General features: G+C 69.6%; 13 protein-coding genes. 6 read left to right on the top strand and 7 right to left on the bottom strand.

The genetic code is table 11. The features are described from left to right. Positions 1-10: 10 nt before the first annotated feature. Positions 11-3,250: an efflux RND transporter permease subunit gene (locus tag LC438_RS16515; protein ID WP_105676723.1), complete on the top strand. Its 3,240-nt coding sequence runs from the start codon at positions 11-13 to the stop codon at positions 3,248-3,250. 126 nt (positions 3,251-3,376) lie between these two features. Here the strand turns inward: LC438_RS16515 and LC438_RS16510 are convergent, their stop codons facing one another. Then, positions 3,377-4,276, bottom strand: coding sequence for an aldose 1-epimerase family protein (locus tag LC438_RS16510; protein ID WP_105676725.1), 900 nt, complete (start codon positions 4,274-4,276; stop codon positions 3,377-3,379). 359 nt (positions 4,277-4,635) lie between these two features. On the opposite strand from LC438_RS16510, the gene LC438_RS16505 reads away from it, so the two are divergent. After that, a complete protein-coding gene (locus LC438_RS16505; protein WP_223587222.1) occupies positions 4,636-6,954 on the top strand; it encodes a DEAD/DEAH box helicase in 2,319 nt (772 codons plus the stop codon). 279 nt (positions 6,955-7,233) lie between these two features. On the opposite strand, the gene LC438_RS16500 is transcribed toward LC438_RS16505, so the two are convergent. Next, the gene (locus LC438_RS16500) at positions 7,234-7,773 is read right to left on the bottom strand and encodes a YaeQ family protein (protein ID WP_223587221.1); all 540 of its coding nucleotides are present in this window, start codon (positions 7,771-7,773) and stop codon (positions 7,234-7,236) included. Between the two features lie 58 nt (positions 7,774-7,831). After that, positions 7,832-9,565, bottom strand: coding sequence for an Rv2578c family radical SAM protein (locus LC438_RS16495; RefSeq protein WP_223587220.1), 1,734 nt, complete (start codon positions 9,563-9,565; stop codon positions 7,832-7,834). A gap of 82 nt (positions 9,566-9,647) precedes the next feature. Between LC438_RS16495 and LC438_RS16490 the strand changes: the two genes are divergently transcribed. From LC438_RS16490 to LC438_RS16475, 4 genes are all read left to right on the top strand, one after another. Further along, complete coding sequence (locus tag LC438_RS16490) at positions 9,648-10,577, top strand: M15 family metallopeptidase (protein WP_105676730.1); 930 nt, start codon at positions 9,648-9,650, stop codon at positions 10,575-10,577. Between the two features lie 141 nt (positions 10,578-10,718). Continuing rightward, the gene (locus LC438_RS16485; protein WP_105676731.1) at positions 10,719-11,882 is read left to right on the top strand and encodes an acyl-CoA dehydrogenase family protein; all 1,164 of its coding nucleotides are present in this window, start codon (positions 10,719-10,721) and stop codon (positions 11,880-11,882) included. A 232-nt stretch (positions 11,883-12,114) separates the two neighbouring features. Continuing rightward, positions 12,115-12,333, top strand: coding sequence for a ribbon-helix-helix domain-containing protein (locus LC438_RS16480; RefSeq protein ID WP_105673794.1), 219 nt, complete (start codon positions 12,115-12,117; stop codon positions 12,331-12,333). After that, positions 12,330-12,701: a type II toxin-antitoxin system PemK/MazF family toxin gene (locus LC438_RS16475; RefSeq protein ID WP_308116186.1), complete on the top strand. Its 372-nt coding sequence runs from the start codon at positions 12,330-12,332 to the stop codon at positions 12,699-12,701. The genes LC438_RS16480 and LC438_RS16475 overlap by 4 nt, the downstream gene beginning before the upstream one ends. Positions 12,702-12,871: 170 nt before the next feature. Here the strand turns inward: LC438_RS16475 and LC438_RS16470 are convergent, their stop codons facing one another. Genes LC438_RS16470 through LC438_RS16455 form a run of 4 tightly spaced genes read right to left on the bottom strand, consistent with a single transcriptional unit; the run spans position 12,872 to position 17,014 of the window. Continuing rightward, positions 12,872-13,558 carry an ECF transporter S component gene (locus LC438_RS16470; protein ID WP_105673796.1) on the bottom strand — a complete coding sequence of 229 codons (687 nt, stop codon included), beginning with the start codon at positions 13,556-13,558 and terminating at the stop codon, positions 12,872-12,874. Next, the gene (locus LC438_RS16465) at positions 13,555-14,430 is read right to left on the bottom strand and encodes a siderophore-interacting protein (protein WP_105673798.1); all 876 of its coding nucleotides are present in this window, start codon (positions 14,428-14,430) and stop codon (positions 13,555-13,557) included. Before LC438_RS16465 ends, LC438_RS16470 begins: the two co-directional genes overlap by 4 nt. 11 nt (positions 14,431-14,441) lie before the next feature. Beyond that, positions 14,442-15,254, bottom strand: a complete 813-nt coding sequence (locus LC438_RS16460) for an energy-coupling factor transporter transmembrane component T (RefSeq protein WP_223587219.1) — start codon at positions 15,252-15,254, stop codon at positions 14,442-14,444. Continuing rightward, positions 15,251-17,014 (bottom strand): ABC transporter ATP-binding protein, encoded by a 1,764-nt coding sequence (locus LC438_RS16455; RefSeq protein WP_223587218.1) that lies wholly within the window; start codon positions 17,012-17,014, stop codon positions 15,251-15,253. The genes LC438_RS16460 and LC438_RS16455 overlap by 4 nt, the downstream gene beginning before the upstream one ends. Positions 17,015-17,111 lie beyond the last annotated feature (97 nt).

Here is a 17,111-nt window from a genome sequence, read left to right as displayed (position 1 = left end):
GAGAACCGCCTTGTCGAAACTCGCCGTCCTGAGCCTGAAGAACCGCGCGCTCATCGCGCTGATCACGATCGTCGCCGCGGTGTTCGGCGGCCTCGCGCTGACGAACCTCAAACAGGAGCTCATCCCCTCTCTCGAGCTCCCCAACCTCATGGTCATGACCACGTACCCCGGCGCATCGCCCGAGGTGGTCGAGAACGACGTGTCCACTCCGATCGAGTCGGCCATCCAGGGAGTCCCGGGGCTCGAGGGCACGACCGCGACCAGCACGACGAACGCCTCGATCGTGCAGGCGACGTTCACCTACGGCACGAACCTGGCGACCGCGGAGCAGAAGATCCAGCAGGCGATCAACCGCATCTCCTCCACGCTGCCCGACGACGTCACCCCGCAGGTGCTGTCGGTGTCGATCGACGACTTCCCGGTGATCCAGGTCGCCGTGACCGGATTCGCGGATGCCGACAACGCCCAGGCCGAGCTGCAGAGCGTCGCGATCCCGAAGCTCGAAGACGTCAAGGGCGTCAACGCCGCGCAGATCGTCGGCGGCGTCGGACAGCGGATCACGATCACCCCGGACCTCCTCAAGCTCGCCGCCGCGGGCGAGAGCACCCAGGCGATCAGCTCCGCCCTGCAGCAGAACGGCACGCTCTTCCCCGGTGGCGACATCACCGAGAACGGCCAGACCCTCACCGTGCAGACCGGTGCGAAGATCACGTCCGTCGACGAGATCGCCGCACTCCCGCTCGTGGGCACCGACACGACCATCGGCGAGGTCGCCACCGTCGTGCAGGAGAACGACCCCGTCTCCTCGATCTCGCGCGTGGACGGCAAGGACGCACTCTCCATCTCGATCACGAAGCTGCCCGCCGCCAACACCGTCGAGGTCTCGCACGGTGTGATCGCCGCCCTCGACGACATCAAGGAGGCGTTCCCCGACGCGAAGTTCACGATCGTGTTCGATCAGGCGCCGTTCATCGTGCAGTCGATCGACACCCTCGCCACCGAGGGACTCCTCGGCCTCGTCATGGCCGTGATCATCATCCTCGTGTTCCTGCTGTCGATCCGGTCGACGCTCGTCACCGCGATCTCGATCCCGACCAGCGTGCTGATCACGTTCATCGGGCTGCAGGCGTTCGGCTACTCGCTCAACATCCTCACCCTCGGCGCGCTCACCATCGCGATCGGGCGCGTGGTCGACGACTCGATCGTCGTGATCGAGAACATCAAGCGCCACTACGTCGGAGACGCCGACAAGGGCGACGCCATCCGTCTCGCCGTGCGCGAGGTCGCGGCGGCCGTCACGGCATCCACCATCACGACCGTCGCGGTGTTCCTGCCGATCGTCTTCGTGGGCGACATGGTCGGCGAGCTGTTCCGACCCTTCGCCATGACGGTGACGATCGCGATGGTCGCATCGCTGCTCGTCGCCCTCACGATCGTGCCCGTTCTGGCCTACTGGTTCCTCCGGCCGGGCAAGCCGCTGCTCGACGAGCAGGGCGTGCAGATCGACCCCGAGCACCCGGACGCTCCTCCGACGCGGCTGCAGCGCGCGTACCGGCCGATCCTCGGCTGGACGCTCAAGCACTCCGGCATCACCGTGATCATCGCGGTGGTCGTCCTCGGCGCCACGCTCGCCGCGGCCCCGCTGATGAAGGTCAACTTCCTCAGCGACTCCGGCCAGAACACGATGACCGTCACGCAGGATCTCGGCCCGACCGCGAGCCTCGAGACGAAGTCGGACGCGGCGATGAAGGTCGAGAAGGCCCTCCTCGACATCGACGGCATCACCCACGTGCAGGCCTCGATCGGCTCCAGCGGATCGGCGCTCCGCGACGCGTTCTCCGGCGGCGCCGGAGTGACGTTCTCGGTGCTCACCGACAGCGACGCCGATCAGGAGAAGCTGCGCGCCGAGGTGCAGAAGTCGATCGACGGTCTGAAGGACGTCGGAGACGTCGCCGTCGCGGCATCCGCCGGTCTCGGGTCGAGCGACATCGAGGTCTCCGTCACCGCGTCGAACTCCGCCGACCTCGAGAAGGCGACCGCTGCGGTCGTCGACGAGATCAAGGGGCGCGACGGCGTCGGACAGGTGACCGACAACCTCGCCGCCGCTCTGCCGTACCTCGCCGTGGTCGTCGACCGTCAGGCAGCGGCCGAGCGCGGTCTCTCCGAGGTCGCCGTCGGCACCATCGTGTCGAACACCATGCGTCCGCAGCAGGCCGGATCCGTCGAGATCGACGACACCGCGCTGACCGTGTACATCGCGGCGCCCGAGCCGCCCACGACGGCGCAGGCTCTGAAGGAGCTCGCGATCCCGACCCCGGCCGGCATCGTGCAGCTGCAGGACATCGCGACCGTCGAGGAGCGCAACGGCCCCACCTCGATCACGACCGAGAAGGGCAAGCGCACCGCCACCGTGACGGTGCCCCCGGCATCCGACAACCTCGCCGTCGCGACCGCCTCGGTCTCGGCCGCGCTCGCCGCGGTGGACCTGCCCGACGGCGCAGCGGCAGAGGTCGGCGGCGTCGCGACGCAGCAGGCCGACTCGTTCTCGCAGCTGGGCCTCGCGATGCTCGCGGCCATCCTCATCGTGTACGTGGTGATGGTGGCGACGTTCAAGTCACTGCGTCAGCCGCTGCTGCTGCTCGTGTCGGTGCCGTTCGCGGCGACCGGTGCGATCCTGCTGCAGATCATCACCGGGGTGCCGCTCGGCGTGGCCTCCCTGATCGGCGTTCTGATGCTCATCGGCATCGTGGTGACGAACGCGATCGTGCTCATCGACCTGGTCAACCAGTATCGGGAGAAGGGGCTGTCGACCGCGGAGGCGGTGATGGCCGGTGGCGAGAAGCGTCTGCGCCCGATCCTCATGACGGCGCTGGCGACGATCTTCGCGCTGATCCCGATGGCGCTCGGCATCACCGGGCACGGCGGCTTCATCTCGCAGCCGCTCGCGATCGTCGTGATCGGCGGACTCGTCTCGTCGACCGTGCTGACGCTCATCGTGCTCCCGACGCTGTACAACCTCGTCGAGGGTGCGAAGGAGCGTCGCAGGGCGCGCAAGGCGGGCCCGGATGCCGACGCGGCCGGCGGCGACCGGGAGCTGGTGACGGCCGGAGTCGGCGGGACGCCCGCGGCGGCCGGAGTCGGCGGGGAGTCCGACGCGGCATCCGCTGGTGCGACCGCCACCGCGACCTCCGACGGACTGCCGCACGCACCGCAGCTGACGCGGCGGGAGCTGCGCGAACGCGGGGAGTGACCTCCGCGTCGCGTTCACAACTCCTCATGAAATGACGAGAGGGGCCCGGATCCTCAGGATCCGGGCCCCTCTCGCACGTTCTGTGAGGAGTTGTGAACGGGTGCACCCGCGCACGCCGACGGAGACTCAGCCGAGCGTGATGCCCCACTCGAGCGTCCAGGTCTCGCCGGGCGCGAGTCGGCGGATGCCGAGACCGTTGTTGAGCGCATCGGCGGGCGCGGTCATCGGCTCGATCGCGACCGCGAGCGGCTGACCGGGGTAGCCCGGCGTCGTGTAGACCTGCACGTAGTCGAAGCCCGCGCCCTGCCAGAGCGTGACGCGGCGTCCGTCCGGTGCGGTGAGCGAGTGGCGGACGAGCCCGTCCGCATCGCGCGCGAGGTCTGTGAAGCCGGTGTCGAGCGCGACATCGCCCAGGCGGACCCCGTCGCTCAGGGCCGGATCCGCCGGCCGGGTGCCGGTGGGCAGCATCCGATCATCGGTGTCGAAGGCGGTGGACGCGGGGATCCTCAGCACCAGGTCGTGCGGGTCGACGTCGCCGATCGTGACGAACGGGTGGGTGCCGAGCGCGACGGGCGCCGCCTCGGACGAGCGGTTCGTCAGCGTGTGCGTGACCCGGATGCCGTCGGCCTGCAGCGCGTATGCGACAGCGGTGTCGATGAGGTACGGGTAGCCGGTCTGCGGCACGATCGTCGCGCGGAGGGTCGCGCTGACGGCATCCGTCTGCTCGATCACGTAGGAGGTGAACCGGAGCAGCCCGTGACTCGCGTTGCCGAGCTTGGGCTCGGTGATCGCGAGCTGACGGGAGACGTCGCCGTCGTTCCAGAGGCCGTCGCGCACGCGGTTGGGCCAGGGGGTCAGCACCACTCCGGAGCAGGACGGCGTCGGCTGGTCGAGCGGATAGGGGGCGACCGCGTCGACCCCTCCGATGCGGAGAGAGCGGAGGGAGGCGCCGACCTGCGCGATCTGGGCGGTGACGTCGGCGAGCTGGAGCTGCACCTGCGTGCCGGTGGGGAGTGCGGAGTTCACTCCGCAATCGTACGGTCTCGGTGGCGCCGGAACTCCGGAGATGCACGCCGTTCCTGTCGAGGCGCGGCCTGAACCCTCGGTTCTGCCGCGGTTCTCCGGAGTTCTGGAGCGGGCTGGTCGGGCACTCTCTCAGCCTGTACCGGTAGACTCGTTCGGTCGGCTTCGGACACCCGCGCATGGCGCGGACGTTTTTGTGCAAGAAGTGTGAGTCCAGGGGCCGATGGTGAGCGTCGTTCGACGCTAATCAACCATCACATGAATGGCCCCGGCCGCTGACAGTCCGGACCCGCGCTCAGGCGCAGGGTGCTCGCGCGTGTGCGCGGCGCTGTTCTCGTGCGAGAACTCAGAAGGACATACCCATGCCCAAGAACAAGAAGCCCCGAGGCGGACGTCCGTCCGCCAACTTCGAGCCGCGCTACGGCGCCAAGAAGACCTCCTTCCACGACCGTCACGCCGGAGCGCGTGACGGCGCCCGCGACGAGCGCGGCGGACGCGCGGATGCCGGCGACCGCCGCAGCGCACCCGCGGCCGGCGGATACGACCGTCGTCCGGGCAGTCGCAGTGCCGGCCACCGCGGCTACCGCCCTGCCGAGGCCGAGTCCGGCGCCCCGAAGCAGCGCTGGGGTGCGCAGGAGCGCGCCGGTCGCGACGAGGCCCGCAGCATCCGCAACCGCGCCGAGTCTGGCCGCCGCGAGGCTCCCCACCACCGCGGTGAGGAGCGTCCCCGTTTCAACGACCGCGCGGGTCAGCGCCCCACCGGTCCCGGCACCTACCGCGACGAGCGTCCGAGCGGTGGCCGCCGATTCGACGACCGTCCGCGTCGTGACGACCGTGGCGGCGCTGAGCGTCCGCGTTTCAATGACCGTGGGGCGGAGCGTCCTCGTTTCGATCGTGATGAGCGTCCGAACCGTGCCGGTGGCCGTGACGAGCGTCCCCGTTTCAACGATCGTGGGGCTGACCGTCCTCGGTTCGATCGTGACGAGCGTCCGAACCGTGCGGGCGGTCGTGACGAGCGTCCCCGTTTCAATGACCGTGGGGCGGAGCGTCCTCGTTTCGATCGTGACGAGCGTCCGCGCCGTGACGACCGCTCGTCCGAGCGTCCGCGTTTCAACGATCGTGGGGCTGACCGTCCTCGTTTCGATCGTGACGAGCGCCCGCGCCGTGACGACCGCTCGTCCGAGCGTCCCCGTTTCAACGACGCCAGCTCCGTCGAGCGTCCGGCCCGCTCCTACGACGCGGACCGCGCTCGTCGTGCGTTCGACCGCGACCGCACCCAGCGCTCCTACGACGCGCCGGGCGAGCGCAGCCGCCCCTCGACCGGCGGCGCCTACCGCACCGACCGTCCGCGTCGCGACGAGCGTCCGAGTCGTGACGAGCGTCCGAGCCGCAACGACTGGAGCGCGAAGCCCAAGGCCGCGTTCGAGCCGACGGATGACGTCGTGCACGAGCGCCTCGAGGCGAAGTCCGTCGCTGCGGTCGAGGTCGACGGCGTGACCTTCGGCGACCTCGGTCTCGGCTCCAACATCGTCGAGACTCTCGTCGGCATGGGCGCGGCGACGCCGTTCCCGATCCAGGCCGCCAGCATCCCGGCCGTCCTCGAGGGCCGCGACGTCCTCGCCCGCGGCCGCACCGGCTCCGGCAAGACCATCGCCTTCGGCGCCCCGCTCGTCGAGCGCGTGCTGCAGTCGCAGGCCGGCAAGCGCCGTGAGTTCGGTCGGTCGCCCCGCGCGATCATCCTCGCTCCGACGCGTGAGCTCGCGCTGCAGATCGACCGCACGATCCAGCCGATCGCCCGCAGCGTCGGCCTGTTCACCACGCAGATCTACGGCGGTGTGCCGCAGGGACGCCAGGTGGGTGCGCTCAAGAAGGGCGTCGACATCGTGATCGGCACCCCCGGTCGCATCGAGGACCTGATCAACCAGGGCAAGCTCGACCTCTCGGACTGCCGCATCGCGGTGCTCGACGAGGCCGACCACATGTGCGAGCTCGGGTTCGTCGAGCCGGTGCAGCGCATCCTGCGTCACACCGCCGACGGCAGCCAGAAGCTCCTCTTCTCGGCGACGCTCGACCGTGAGGTCGCGGCCCTCGTCGACGAGTTCCTCGTCGACCCGGCCGTCTACGAGGTCGCCGGTGAAGACCAGGAGTCCAGCACGATCGAGCACCGCGTGCTCGTGATCGAGCACCGCGACAAGGCCGACATCCTCACGTCGCTCGTCGACCGCGCCGGCAAGACGCTCGTGTTCGCCCGCACCCGTGCGTACGCCGACATGCTCGCCGAGCAGTTCGACGACGCCGGCATCCCCGCGGTCTCGCTGCACGGCGACCTGAACCAGGCGAAGCGCACGCGCAACCTCGAGCGCCTCACCTCCGGTCGCGTGAACGTGCTGGTCGCGACGGATGTCGCCGCCCGCGGCATCCACGTCGACGACATCGATCTGGTCGTCCAGGCCGATGCTCCCGATGAGTACAAGACGTACCTGCACCGCTCCGGCCGCACCGGTCGGGCCGGCCGCTCTGGGCGCGTCGTCACGCTCATCACGCGTCAGCGTCAGCGTCGGATGACCGAGCTGCTGCAGCGCGCCGAGATCGACGCGCCGTTCGAGAACGCCCGCGTGGACGACGACCTGATCGAGGAGATCGCCGGCCGCGTGCCGACGGCGGCCGACCTCACGGCCTGATCCTCCGCATCGAAGGCCCCGTCACCGCATCCGCGGGGCGGGGCCTTCGGTCTGCGTGCCTCGACTTTCGTATGCGCGGCGCGCGCCTTCCGCACGGACATCTCGTCCGTGCGGGAGGAGATCTCACGATCGGGAGGAGAGATCCGCCGAGTCGCTCCTCCCGAGCGTGCGAACTCCTCCCGAACGTGCGAACTCCTCCCGAACGTGCGAACTCCTCCCGAGCGCGCAGCCTGGCGGCCGCGCCGGGCAGGGAGCGGCGAAGAGAGCGGATGCCGTCCGCTAGGCGAGCTCGTGCTCGTGCACCCCGGTGGTCAGCATCGTGCCGTTGAGCGAGAGGTACAGCGTCTGCTCGGTCACCGTCAGGGACAGCATGTTGCGGCGTTCGAGCAGGGGCACCGCCGAGTCGATGAACCCGGGATCGAAGCTGTAGACGCGGATGTCCTCGGCACGGTGGATGCGCTTGTCCGCCCAGGGGGCCATGACCTTCGCGGGATCGCGGTGCGTGTAGACGACGGTGCGCTCCGCGAGCCTGCTGCCGTAGTGGAGGCGCTCGGCATCCGGCGCGCCCACCTCGATCCAGACCGTGATCGCACCGGTGAGATCACGCACGAGAACAGCGGGCTCATCGGACTGCGAGACGGTGCCGCCGAACACGATGCCCTCCGCGTACTCGAGTCCGTACGCGATCACCCGGGTCAGCATGTAGGCGTCGGTCTCCGACGGATGCCGTGCGACGCGCAACGCGTACTCCTCGAAGACGCCGCGGTCCATGTCTGCGAGCTGCACCTCGAAGGTGTGCATCGTCGATCCGATTGCCATGGGTCGAGCCTATTGGCCAGGGCGGTCGCCGCCGGACGAGGAGGTCGACGGAACGAGCTCAGAAGAGCATCGGCTGCGCAGGGGCGGATGCCGCGGTCGACGCCGACGGCGCGAATCCGGGGCGCGTGCCGCGGACGGGATAGTCGTCTTCGTGCCGACCGTCGAGTCCGTGCATGCGGATCAGGGGGCGCACCCGTTTCGCCAGCCACTGCCGATAGGCCTTCGGGGCCTCCGCGGACACGCCGGGGTACAGGCCGCGATAGGACGACAGCAGGTCGGGCCGATACTCGCCGAGCCACTGGAAGAACCACGGCTTCACGCCGGGCCGGAGGTGCAGCGCCCCGTAGATCACGCGCGCAGCGCCCGCCGCTCTGATCCGGGCCAGCGCCGTGTCGAGCGCGTCGACGGAGTCCGTCAGGTGCGGCATGATCGGCATCAGGAACACGGTCACGCGGAATCCGGCATCGGTCAGCGCCTTCACCGTGTCGAGGCGGGCCTGCGTCGTCGGCGCACCCGGTTCGATGGCCTTCTGCAGGTCGTCGTCGTACATCGCGATGGACATCTGGATGTCGACGTGCACGCGTTCGGCCGCTCTGACGAGCAGCGGTATGTCGCGTCGGATCAGCGTGCCCTTGGTGAGGATCGACATCGGAGTGCCGGATGCCGCGAGCGCCTCGATGATCCCCGGCATCAGGCGGTACCGCCCTTCTGCCCGCTGATAGGGGTCGGTGTTGGTGCCGAGAGCGACGAGCTCGTGCTGCCAGCTGCCCCGCCGCAGCTCCTTCTCGAGCACCTCGACGACGTTGACCTTCACGACGATCTGGGAGTCGAAGTCGGCTCCTCCGTCGAGGTCGAGGTACTCGTGCGTGCCGCGGGCGAAGCAGTTGTGGCTGATCACTCCGTTGGCGATGAAATCACCGGTGCCCGTCGTGATGTCCAGCAGATCCCGTTCTCCGTCAAGAGGCGTGATCTCGACCACACGCAGATCCGCGACGGTCTTGACCGCCGTGCCCTCGATGGACATCTTCCGGAAGGGTCGGGTCCGCGTCGGCACGCCTTCATCGAGGAGGAATTCGCGTGACCTGTCCAGGGCTTCGTCGTCGATGAGGGCGAGACGGAATCGGTGAATCCTCCGAGTCCGCCGTGGGCTCGGATAGGAGCCGTGGAAGATCATCCCGTCCCCACGGACCATCCCGGCGAGGTAGCCGCGACGGTACTCCTCGCCCGAATGCTCGATCGACAGGTCGTCCGCACCGACGCCGAACCCCATCAGCCGATTGTTCAGGGTGAGATGAGGGCGCTGCCCCGTCTCGGCATCCGTGACATGCTTCCAGCCTCGATCCGTGAGGAAGCGATGGTCCCCGCTGGCCTCGAGTCGAGTGCCGTCGGCGAGGGTGACGCGGTAGGCCGGCTTTCGGGTGCTCCATTTCGCCGTGATGGTCGTGCGCACATATCGGCGATAGAAGCCCTGCACTTCGGTGCCGATGATCTCGTCGCCGATCTCAAGCTCACGCAGAGGACGTTGGCGCCCATCCGCGCACAGGATGAGCGTGTCGGGAGAGACGCAGTACACGCAGGCATGACTGCATCCGCGGTAGGGGTTGATCGTCCACCCGAACGGCATCCGCGAGGATCCGGGGACCTTGTTCAGCGCCGAGCGCGACAGCACCTCGTGGAAGGTCATCCCCGCGAACTCGGGTGTGGTCACCGTGCGCAGCACGCTGCTGCGGTCTTCGAGCCCCGGCAGAGCGGCAGCATCCGTCTCTCCGAGTTTCTGACCCTGCCAGCGCATGATTCATTCGAACATAGCAACGATACTCGTGTCAACCGCGATGGGATATTCGTTCGAAACGGCGATGGGGGAGAATGGATCCATGTACTCCGCGCGGCAGCCCCAGCATGCACGGCCGCGCTCCCCGATTCACGGGCCCGCTCTTCCCGTCGGACTGGCGGTGACGGCGCTCGGCATCCTGCTCTCCCTCGCCACCGTGCCGTCGGGCGACGCGTCCGCCCCGCAGGCCATGCCCGAGCCGAGCGTGGTCCAGGAGGTGCCGCCGGTCGAGACCGACGCGATCCCCGCCGCTGATCCGTGTTCCGACCCCGCGGTTCTCGACGCCATCGCCGCCGCCGACGACGCGGCGATCATCGCGGGCTTCGGCGGAGGGGAGAGGTTCCGTGCGGCCGTCGTCGCAGGCAACGCGCCCTGCATCTCCCTCGATGACCCTGCGCATGTCTGGGTCGTGGTGAACAAGGCGCGCCCGCTCAACCCCATCGACTTCGCGCCGGCGTCGCTGACCGATGCGCCGCTGCAGATCACCACCGGATCGGGTCAGGCGCGCACCGACGTCGCCCAGGCCGTGGGGGAGCTCGCGGCGGCCGCAGCCGCTGATGGAGTCGGCCAGATCGGCGCCAACAACGGCTACCGCTCGTACGACCTGCAGGTGCGCACCTACGCCACGCACGTGCGCGCCGAGGGGCAGCAGAGCGCCGATGCTGCCTCCGCCCGAGCCGGGCACAGCGAGCACCAGACCGGACTCGCCCTCGATCTCGTGGCGTGTGCGCCGTGCGGCGGCATCGACGCGTTCGGCGGAACACCCCAGGGGGCGTGGGTCGCGGAGCACTCCTGGGAGTACGGGTTCATCGTGCGGTACGAGGCCGGTGCGACGGGCATCAGCGGCTACAAGCCCGAGCCCTGGCACGTGCGCTACATCGGCGTCGAGCTCGCCGCGGCCTATCACCAGGGCGGATTCCACACGCTCGAGGAGTTCTTCGGCCTCCCCGCCGCGCCCGACTACCCCCACTGAGACGCCCTGTTGCGGCATCCGACAATCGCGGTACCCAGTCTCACGGATTGTGGGATGCATTCTCACAATGGTCTGCCGTGCCCCGTGTTTCCGGCATAGAATCACCGGAGCAAAGACGCACGACATGCTCAGGAGGACGCAATGGAACGCGACATCTACGAAGAGGATCACGAGGCATTCCGCGACCTCGTCAAGGATTTCGTCAAGCGCCACGTGACGAACGAGGCCATCGAGCGGTGGGATGCCGCAGGAGAGATCGATCGCGCGACCATGCTGGCCGCGGGTGAGGCGGGCCTGATCGGCCTGTCCGTGCCCGAGGAGTTCGGCGGCGCGGGGATGCTGCAGGATTACCGCTTCCGCACGATCGTCATGGAAGAGGTCATCGCGGCCGGCGCCGGCTCGCTCGCCGGCGCCTTCGGCATCCAGGACGATCTCGCGGTGCCGTATCTCGTGCACATGGGCACGCAGGAGCAGAAGGAGAAGTGGCTGCCCCGCATGGCCACCGGCGAGGTGCTCGGCGCGCTCGCCATGACCGACCCCGGTGCGGGCTCCGACCTTCGCGGCATCAAGACCAACGCCAAGAAGGTCGACGGCGGCTACATCCTCAACGGCGCCAAGACGTTCATCTCGTCGGGCACCACGGCCGACGTCGTCGTGACCTTCGTCAAGACGGGCGAGGGCAACCGGCCCGACGCGTTCAGCCTGCTGCTCGTCGAGAAGGGCATGGAGGGCTTCGACCAGGGCAAGAAGCTCAGCAAGATGGGCTTCCACGGCTGGGACACGGCAGAGCTCAGCTTCACCGACGTGTTCGTCCCCGAGGAGAACCTGATCAGCGGCAAGGAGGGTCAGGGCTTCATCCAGCTGATGCTGAACCTGCCGCTCGAGCGCCTCTCGATCGGCGTCGCCGCAGCCGCGGCCGCCCAGGCCGCCTTCGACTGGACCACCGCCTACACGAAGGACCGCGAGGCGTTCGGTGAGCGCATCGCCGACTTCCAGAACACGCGTTTCCGCCTCGCCGACATGTCGGCGACGACCGACGCGATGTGGGCGTACATCGACCGCGCGCTGCTCGCCTACAAGGACAACAAGCTCACCGCCGAGGACGCCGCGAAGGTCAAGTTCTGGGCGACCGAGCGCGAGTGGGAGGTGCTCGACACCGGAGTCCAGCTGCACGGTGGCTACGGCTACATCATGGAGTACCCGATCGCTCGCGCGTTCACCGACGCCCGGGTGCACCGCATCTACGGCGGCACGAACGAGATCATGCGCGACCTCGTCGGACGTCAGATCGCCGGCAAGCGCTGACGCACGCTGCACGAAGGGCCCCGGATGCTGCATCCGGGGCCCTTCTGCATGTGCATCGTCCCGTCGGGCGTGCACGGGGGCGGGCGCGGGGGCGGGCACGGCTTCGGAGCGGGGCGAGGCGCGCCGAGGGGTGGACGCCGTAGAGCGGCGTGTCGGGAACGGGGTCCGCAGCCGTGCTCGTCGCGGGTGATGGTCGGTAGCAGGATCCTTGCCACCTGAGTAGCATGGAGCCATGAACAGCAAGGTCAGTCTCAGCCTGAGCGAGAGCGATCTGGCGTTCCTCGACCTCGAGGCGCTCAGCGGACGGTACGCGTCGCGATCGGCGGCGGTGCAGGATGCCGTCCGTCTGCTCCGCGAGAGCCGCCTCGCGGATGCCTACGCCGAGGCCTATGCCGAGGGGTACGACCCCGAGTGGGACCTCGCCGACAGTGACGGACTCGCGTCGGCGTGAGCGCGGCATCCATCCCTCTGCTGCGTCGAGGGCAGATCGTCCTCGTGTCGTTCGACCCGGCAGTCGGGTCCGAAGTGCGAAAGACTCGCCCCGCCGTCGTGGTGAGCAACAACACCGCCAACACCGTCGCGAGCCGCAGCTCGAATGCGACGGTGACCGTCGTGCCCCTGACCTCCCGCACCGAGAAGGTGTTCCCGTTCCAGGTGCTCCTCCCCGCCGGCGCGACGGGACTCGATCGCGACTCGAAAGCGCAGGCCGAGCAGATCCGCACGGTCTCGGTCGCCCGGATCGTGCGGCCGGTCGGCTGGGTGCCGGCGGAGCTGCTGGGCGCGGTCGACGAGGCCCTGCGGCTCCACCTGTCGCTCTGACCGTGCGGTCAGGCACAGCTTCGGAGCGGCGCCGGGCACAGCTTCGGAGCGGCGCCGCGAAACGCCGGCGAGGATGCCGGGTGAGCGGCGTGTCGGCTTCGAGATCCGCAGCTGTGCCCCTGAAGGGAGCACGCCATGACTCCGGTACAGGCCGGATCCGGTCGCCGCGGCTACGGACGCGGCTGCGGAGTCCGCCCGCCGACGCCCGCACGGCGCAGACGGTCGGCGATCAGGATGCCGAGGGCGGTCGCACCCACGCAGCTGGCGAGCGTGACGGCGAAGAACGTGACTTGGAGGCCCACGGTCATGCTCCCGAGGTTGAACGACGCCCACGCCAGCACCGGGTAGACGACGCCGACGACGATCGCGCCGAGGTAGTGCATCCACGTGCCCCAGTAGCGCCAGATCACGAAGACGAACGGCAGCTCCGTGAACGCCGCCCACCACAGGTTCGTGAGCACGCTGGCGAATCCGTATCCGGAGAACGGCACGATCACGAGTCCCGCGAGAAGCCCGACCAGGATGCCGACGAGCGGCCGGCGCAGCAGTCGCAGCGCGATCACCGAGGGGAGGAGCCACAGCCCCGCCAGCGCGACGCTGACGAACGGCAGTCCGGGGAAGAGGATCGTCGAGATCCAGTTCGCGGGGGCGAGCAGCAGGCCGCCCGCGACGCCCAGTGCGGCACAGGTGAGCAGCACGGCCGTGGAGTAGCGCGCGCCCTTCGCCCCGCGGGGCCGATCGGTCGGGGCCGCAGCGGTCCCCGATCCTGCGCCGTTGTAGGGCTGCCTCTCCGTCGCCGCAGCGGCGGCCGCGGCATCCGTCTCCGGGGTGTGCGCCCCGCCGTCCGTCGCGCTCATACCAGCGGCTCCGCCGAGGCCTCGCGCGCAGCCTTCGATGCGGGGGACGCCGCCCCGATCTTCCAGTAGCCGCAGAAGCTGACCGTGTTCTTGTCGACTCCGCGCTCGCCGACGAGGTGCTTGCGGACCCCGGACGCGAGGGCCTGCTCGCCGGCGGCGTAGGCGTGGAAGGGAGCCGCGGGCAGGTCGCCCTCGCGCAGCGCTGCGAGCGCGAGGGTGCCGGGAGCCGTGGAGTGCGGTCGCACGATCCAGGTGACGTCGATGCCGGCCGGGTGCGGGAAGTCGAGGGCGTCCTCCTCGCTCGGCACCTCGATGAGGGCGGAGCCGGATGCCGTGGCCGGCAGCGAGGCGCAGATCGAGGAGATCGCGGGCAGCGCCGTCTCGTCGCCGACCAGCACGACGCGATCGGTGCCGCGCTCGGGGTTGAACGTGAGTCCCTCGTCGATGATCAGCACGTGCTCGCCGGGCTCGCACGTCTCGGCCCACCGCGACGCGGGACCGGCCGTGCCCTCGGCGGCTGACCCGTGCAGCACGAAGTCGACGTCGATCTCCGCCCCGGCGTCGGCGGTCGCGGGGCGGTACGCGCGCACGCTGTAATTGCGCATGACCGGACGCTCGCCATCGGGGATGCGGAGGAACTTCAGGTATCCGAACATCTTGTTCGCCTTCGCGGGCACGCGGTCGAGCCCCGCTTCGCCGCCGATCGGCAGGAAGAGACGGAACCACTGGTCGAAGCCCATCGGCCGGAACCTCTCGATCTCGCCGCCGCCGAGGGTGACCCTCACCCAGTGCGGTGCGAGCCGCTCGGTGCGCAGCACCGTCACGTGGAGGAGGTCGGAGGAGAGCGGCTTGACCAGTTTGCTGAACGCCATCGGTGCGCCTTTCAGATGTTCCAGGGGAAGAAGAGGGCGAGGATCGTCGCGGAGGCCGCGATCCCCACCACGATGAAGACGAGGTCGCGCCCGCGGAACGGCACCAGATGCCGCTCGGTGCGCGTGGGGTGGGCGCCGAAGGCGCGGGAGTCCATGGCCAGGGCCACACGCTCCGCGTGCCGGATCGCGCCCGCGAGCAGGGGGACGATGTAGCCCCAGCCGCGTGCGATCCTGGCGAACGGACCGCGCCCGCCGTGATGGCCGCGCACGCGGTGCGCCGCGCGGATCACCGAGAGCTCGTAGCCGAAGCGGGGCACGAAGCGGAAAGCCGCGAGGGCCGTGTAGCCGATCCGGTACGGCACGCGCAGCTGCTGCACGCTCGCCCGCACCAGGTCGGGACCCGTGGTGGTGAGACCGCCGATCAGCGCCAGCCCGATGATCGCTCCGAGGCGCAGGCCGGTGGCGAAGCCGATGGCGAGGGCGCCCTGGTAGAGCGTCCAGTCGCCGACGCGGAGCAGGGGTGCGGTGTCGCTCACGAGACCGGCATCCACCCAGATCGAGAACCCGAAGCCGATGAGCAGGATGCCGAGGGGCACGGCCGCGAACAGGATCGCCGCGGTGCGGCCGGTGAGACGTGCGCCGACGAGCAGCACGGCGTAGGAGAGGGCGAGGAACGCGGCCGGTGTCGCGAGGTCCCGCACGAAGACGAGCACGAGGATCGCGGGCAGCACGGCCACGACCTTGGAGAGGGGGTTCAGCCCGTACAGGAACTGCCGCGGCGAGGTCGCCGTCATCTCTGCGTACGGATCGAACGCGGCGCTCATGATCTGCCCGCCAGCATCCGCTGCAGGGCGGGGAGGCGCAGCCCCGCCTCGGAGAAGGCGCGACCGTCGTCGAAGAGCTCGGCGGTGGGGCCGGCGGCGTGCACGCGCCCGTCACGGAGGATGACGGTGCGAGTGGCGTGCTCGGCGACCAGCTGCAGATCGTGCGTCACGATGACGATGGTCGTGCCCTCGGCGCGCAGGTCGTCGAGGAGTGAGAGCAGCTCGGATGCTCGTGCCCTGTCCTGCCCGAACGTCGGCTCGTCGAGAGCGAGCACCCGCGGCCTGGTGATGAGCGCGGTGCCCACCGACAGGCGTCTCTTCTCGCCGCCGGACAGCAGGAACGGATGCACGTGAGCCTTGTGCTCGAGGCCGAAGCGCGCGAGCATCTCGGCGACGAGGCTCTCGACCTCGTCGTCTGGCGTGCGCCGCAGCCGCAGGCCGTGGGCGAGCTCGTCGAACACCGTCGGTGCGATGAACTGGTGTTCGGGGTTCTGGAAGACGAATCCGATGCGGGCGGACAGCTCGCGCGGAGAGGCGGTGCCCGGGTCGACGCCCGCGACATCCACCCGACGCCGTGGCGGAGGGACGACCCCCGCGAGGGCCTGGATCAGCGTCGTCTTCCCCGCGCCGTTCGTGCCGACGATCGCGGTGAGGCTGCCGGCGGGGATGCTGAGGTCGACGCCGTGCAGGATCTCCCGCTTCCCCTTCCGCACGGTCAGGCCGCTGGCCGTGATGATCGGCGGCGCGTCCTGCTCGCTCGTCTCGCGTGCGGCCTCGGTCGTCGAGTGAGCGGAGCGAGACGATACGCCTCCCGTCGCGGCTCCGGTCGTACGTGGCATGAGGCGTTTCGGCTCGTCGCTGCGCCCCTCGCTCGACGACCCGAAGGCCTCGTTCGACGACCCGGGGGCGGCGGCGAGCGCGGCCCCGAGCTCATCGGGGGTCAGCGGCAGCGGTTCGAGGACGACGCCGGCATCCCGCATCCGCAGCGCCGCCAGCGTCGCCGACGGAAGCCACACCCCCATCGAGAGCAGCTCATCGACGTTCTCGCGCACCACGGATGCGGCGGGCCCGTCGAACGCGACGCGTCCGTCGCGGTCGAGCACGATCGCCCGCGTCACGAACCCCATCGCGGCGTCGAGGTTGTGCTCGACGAGGAGGATCGCCCTGTCACCAGCGGCGACGACGTCGGCGAGGGCCGCGTAGACGTCGTCGATGCCCTGCGGGTCGAGGTTCGCGGTCGGCTCGTCGAGCACGATCAGCGGCGAGCCCATCGCCAGCGCGCAGGCGATCGCGAGGCGCTGGCGGCCTCCGCCCGAGAGCAGATCGGGGTTGTCCGTCCTCCGGTCCCACAGGCCGACGCGTCGAAGCGCGTCTTCGGTGCGCCGCTCCACCTCGGCGAGCGGCAGCAGCAGGTTCTCCGGTCCGAAGGCGACCTCGTCGTAGACGGTGCCCGTGACGATCTGGGCATCCGGATCCTGGAACACCATCGCGACCCGGGTGCTCAGCGACGCGGTCGTCGTCTCGGCGGTGTCGAGGTCGCCCGCGGTCACCGTGCCCGTCATGGTCGCGGGGACGGCGTGGGGGATGAGTCCGTTGAGCGCCAGGGTGAGCGTCGACTTGCCCGAGCCCGACGGTCCCAGCAGCAGCACGACCTCTCCGGCCGCGATGTCGAACGAGACGTCGCCCGGTGAGGGGTGCGCGGCATCCGCGTGGGTGATCGAGAGGTCACGCACGCGCAGAAGGGGCGCGGATGGGCGCACTAGCACGGCCTCGGGTCAGCGGATCGGACCCTACTAACTTAGCTGAGCCTTACCTATTTCGCCACGCGGCATTCACGCGGGCGTCGACGGCGAGGCC

The organism is Microbacterium sp. OVT16B (assembly GCF_019969705.1).
Classification (GTDB): Bacteria; Actinomycetota; Actinomycetes; order Actinomycetales; family Microbacteriaceae; genus Microbacterium; species Microbacterium natoriense.
The sequence above is the reverse complement of the archived record's forward strand: the minus strand, read 5'-3'. Positions and strand labels throughout refer to the sequence as shown.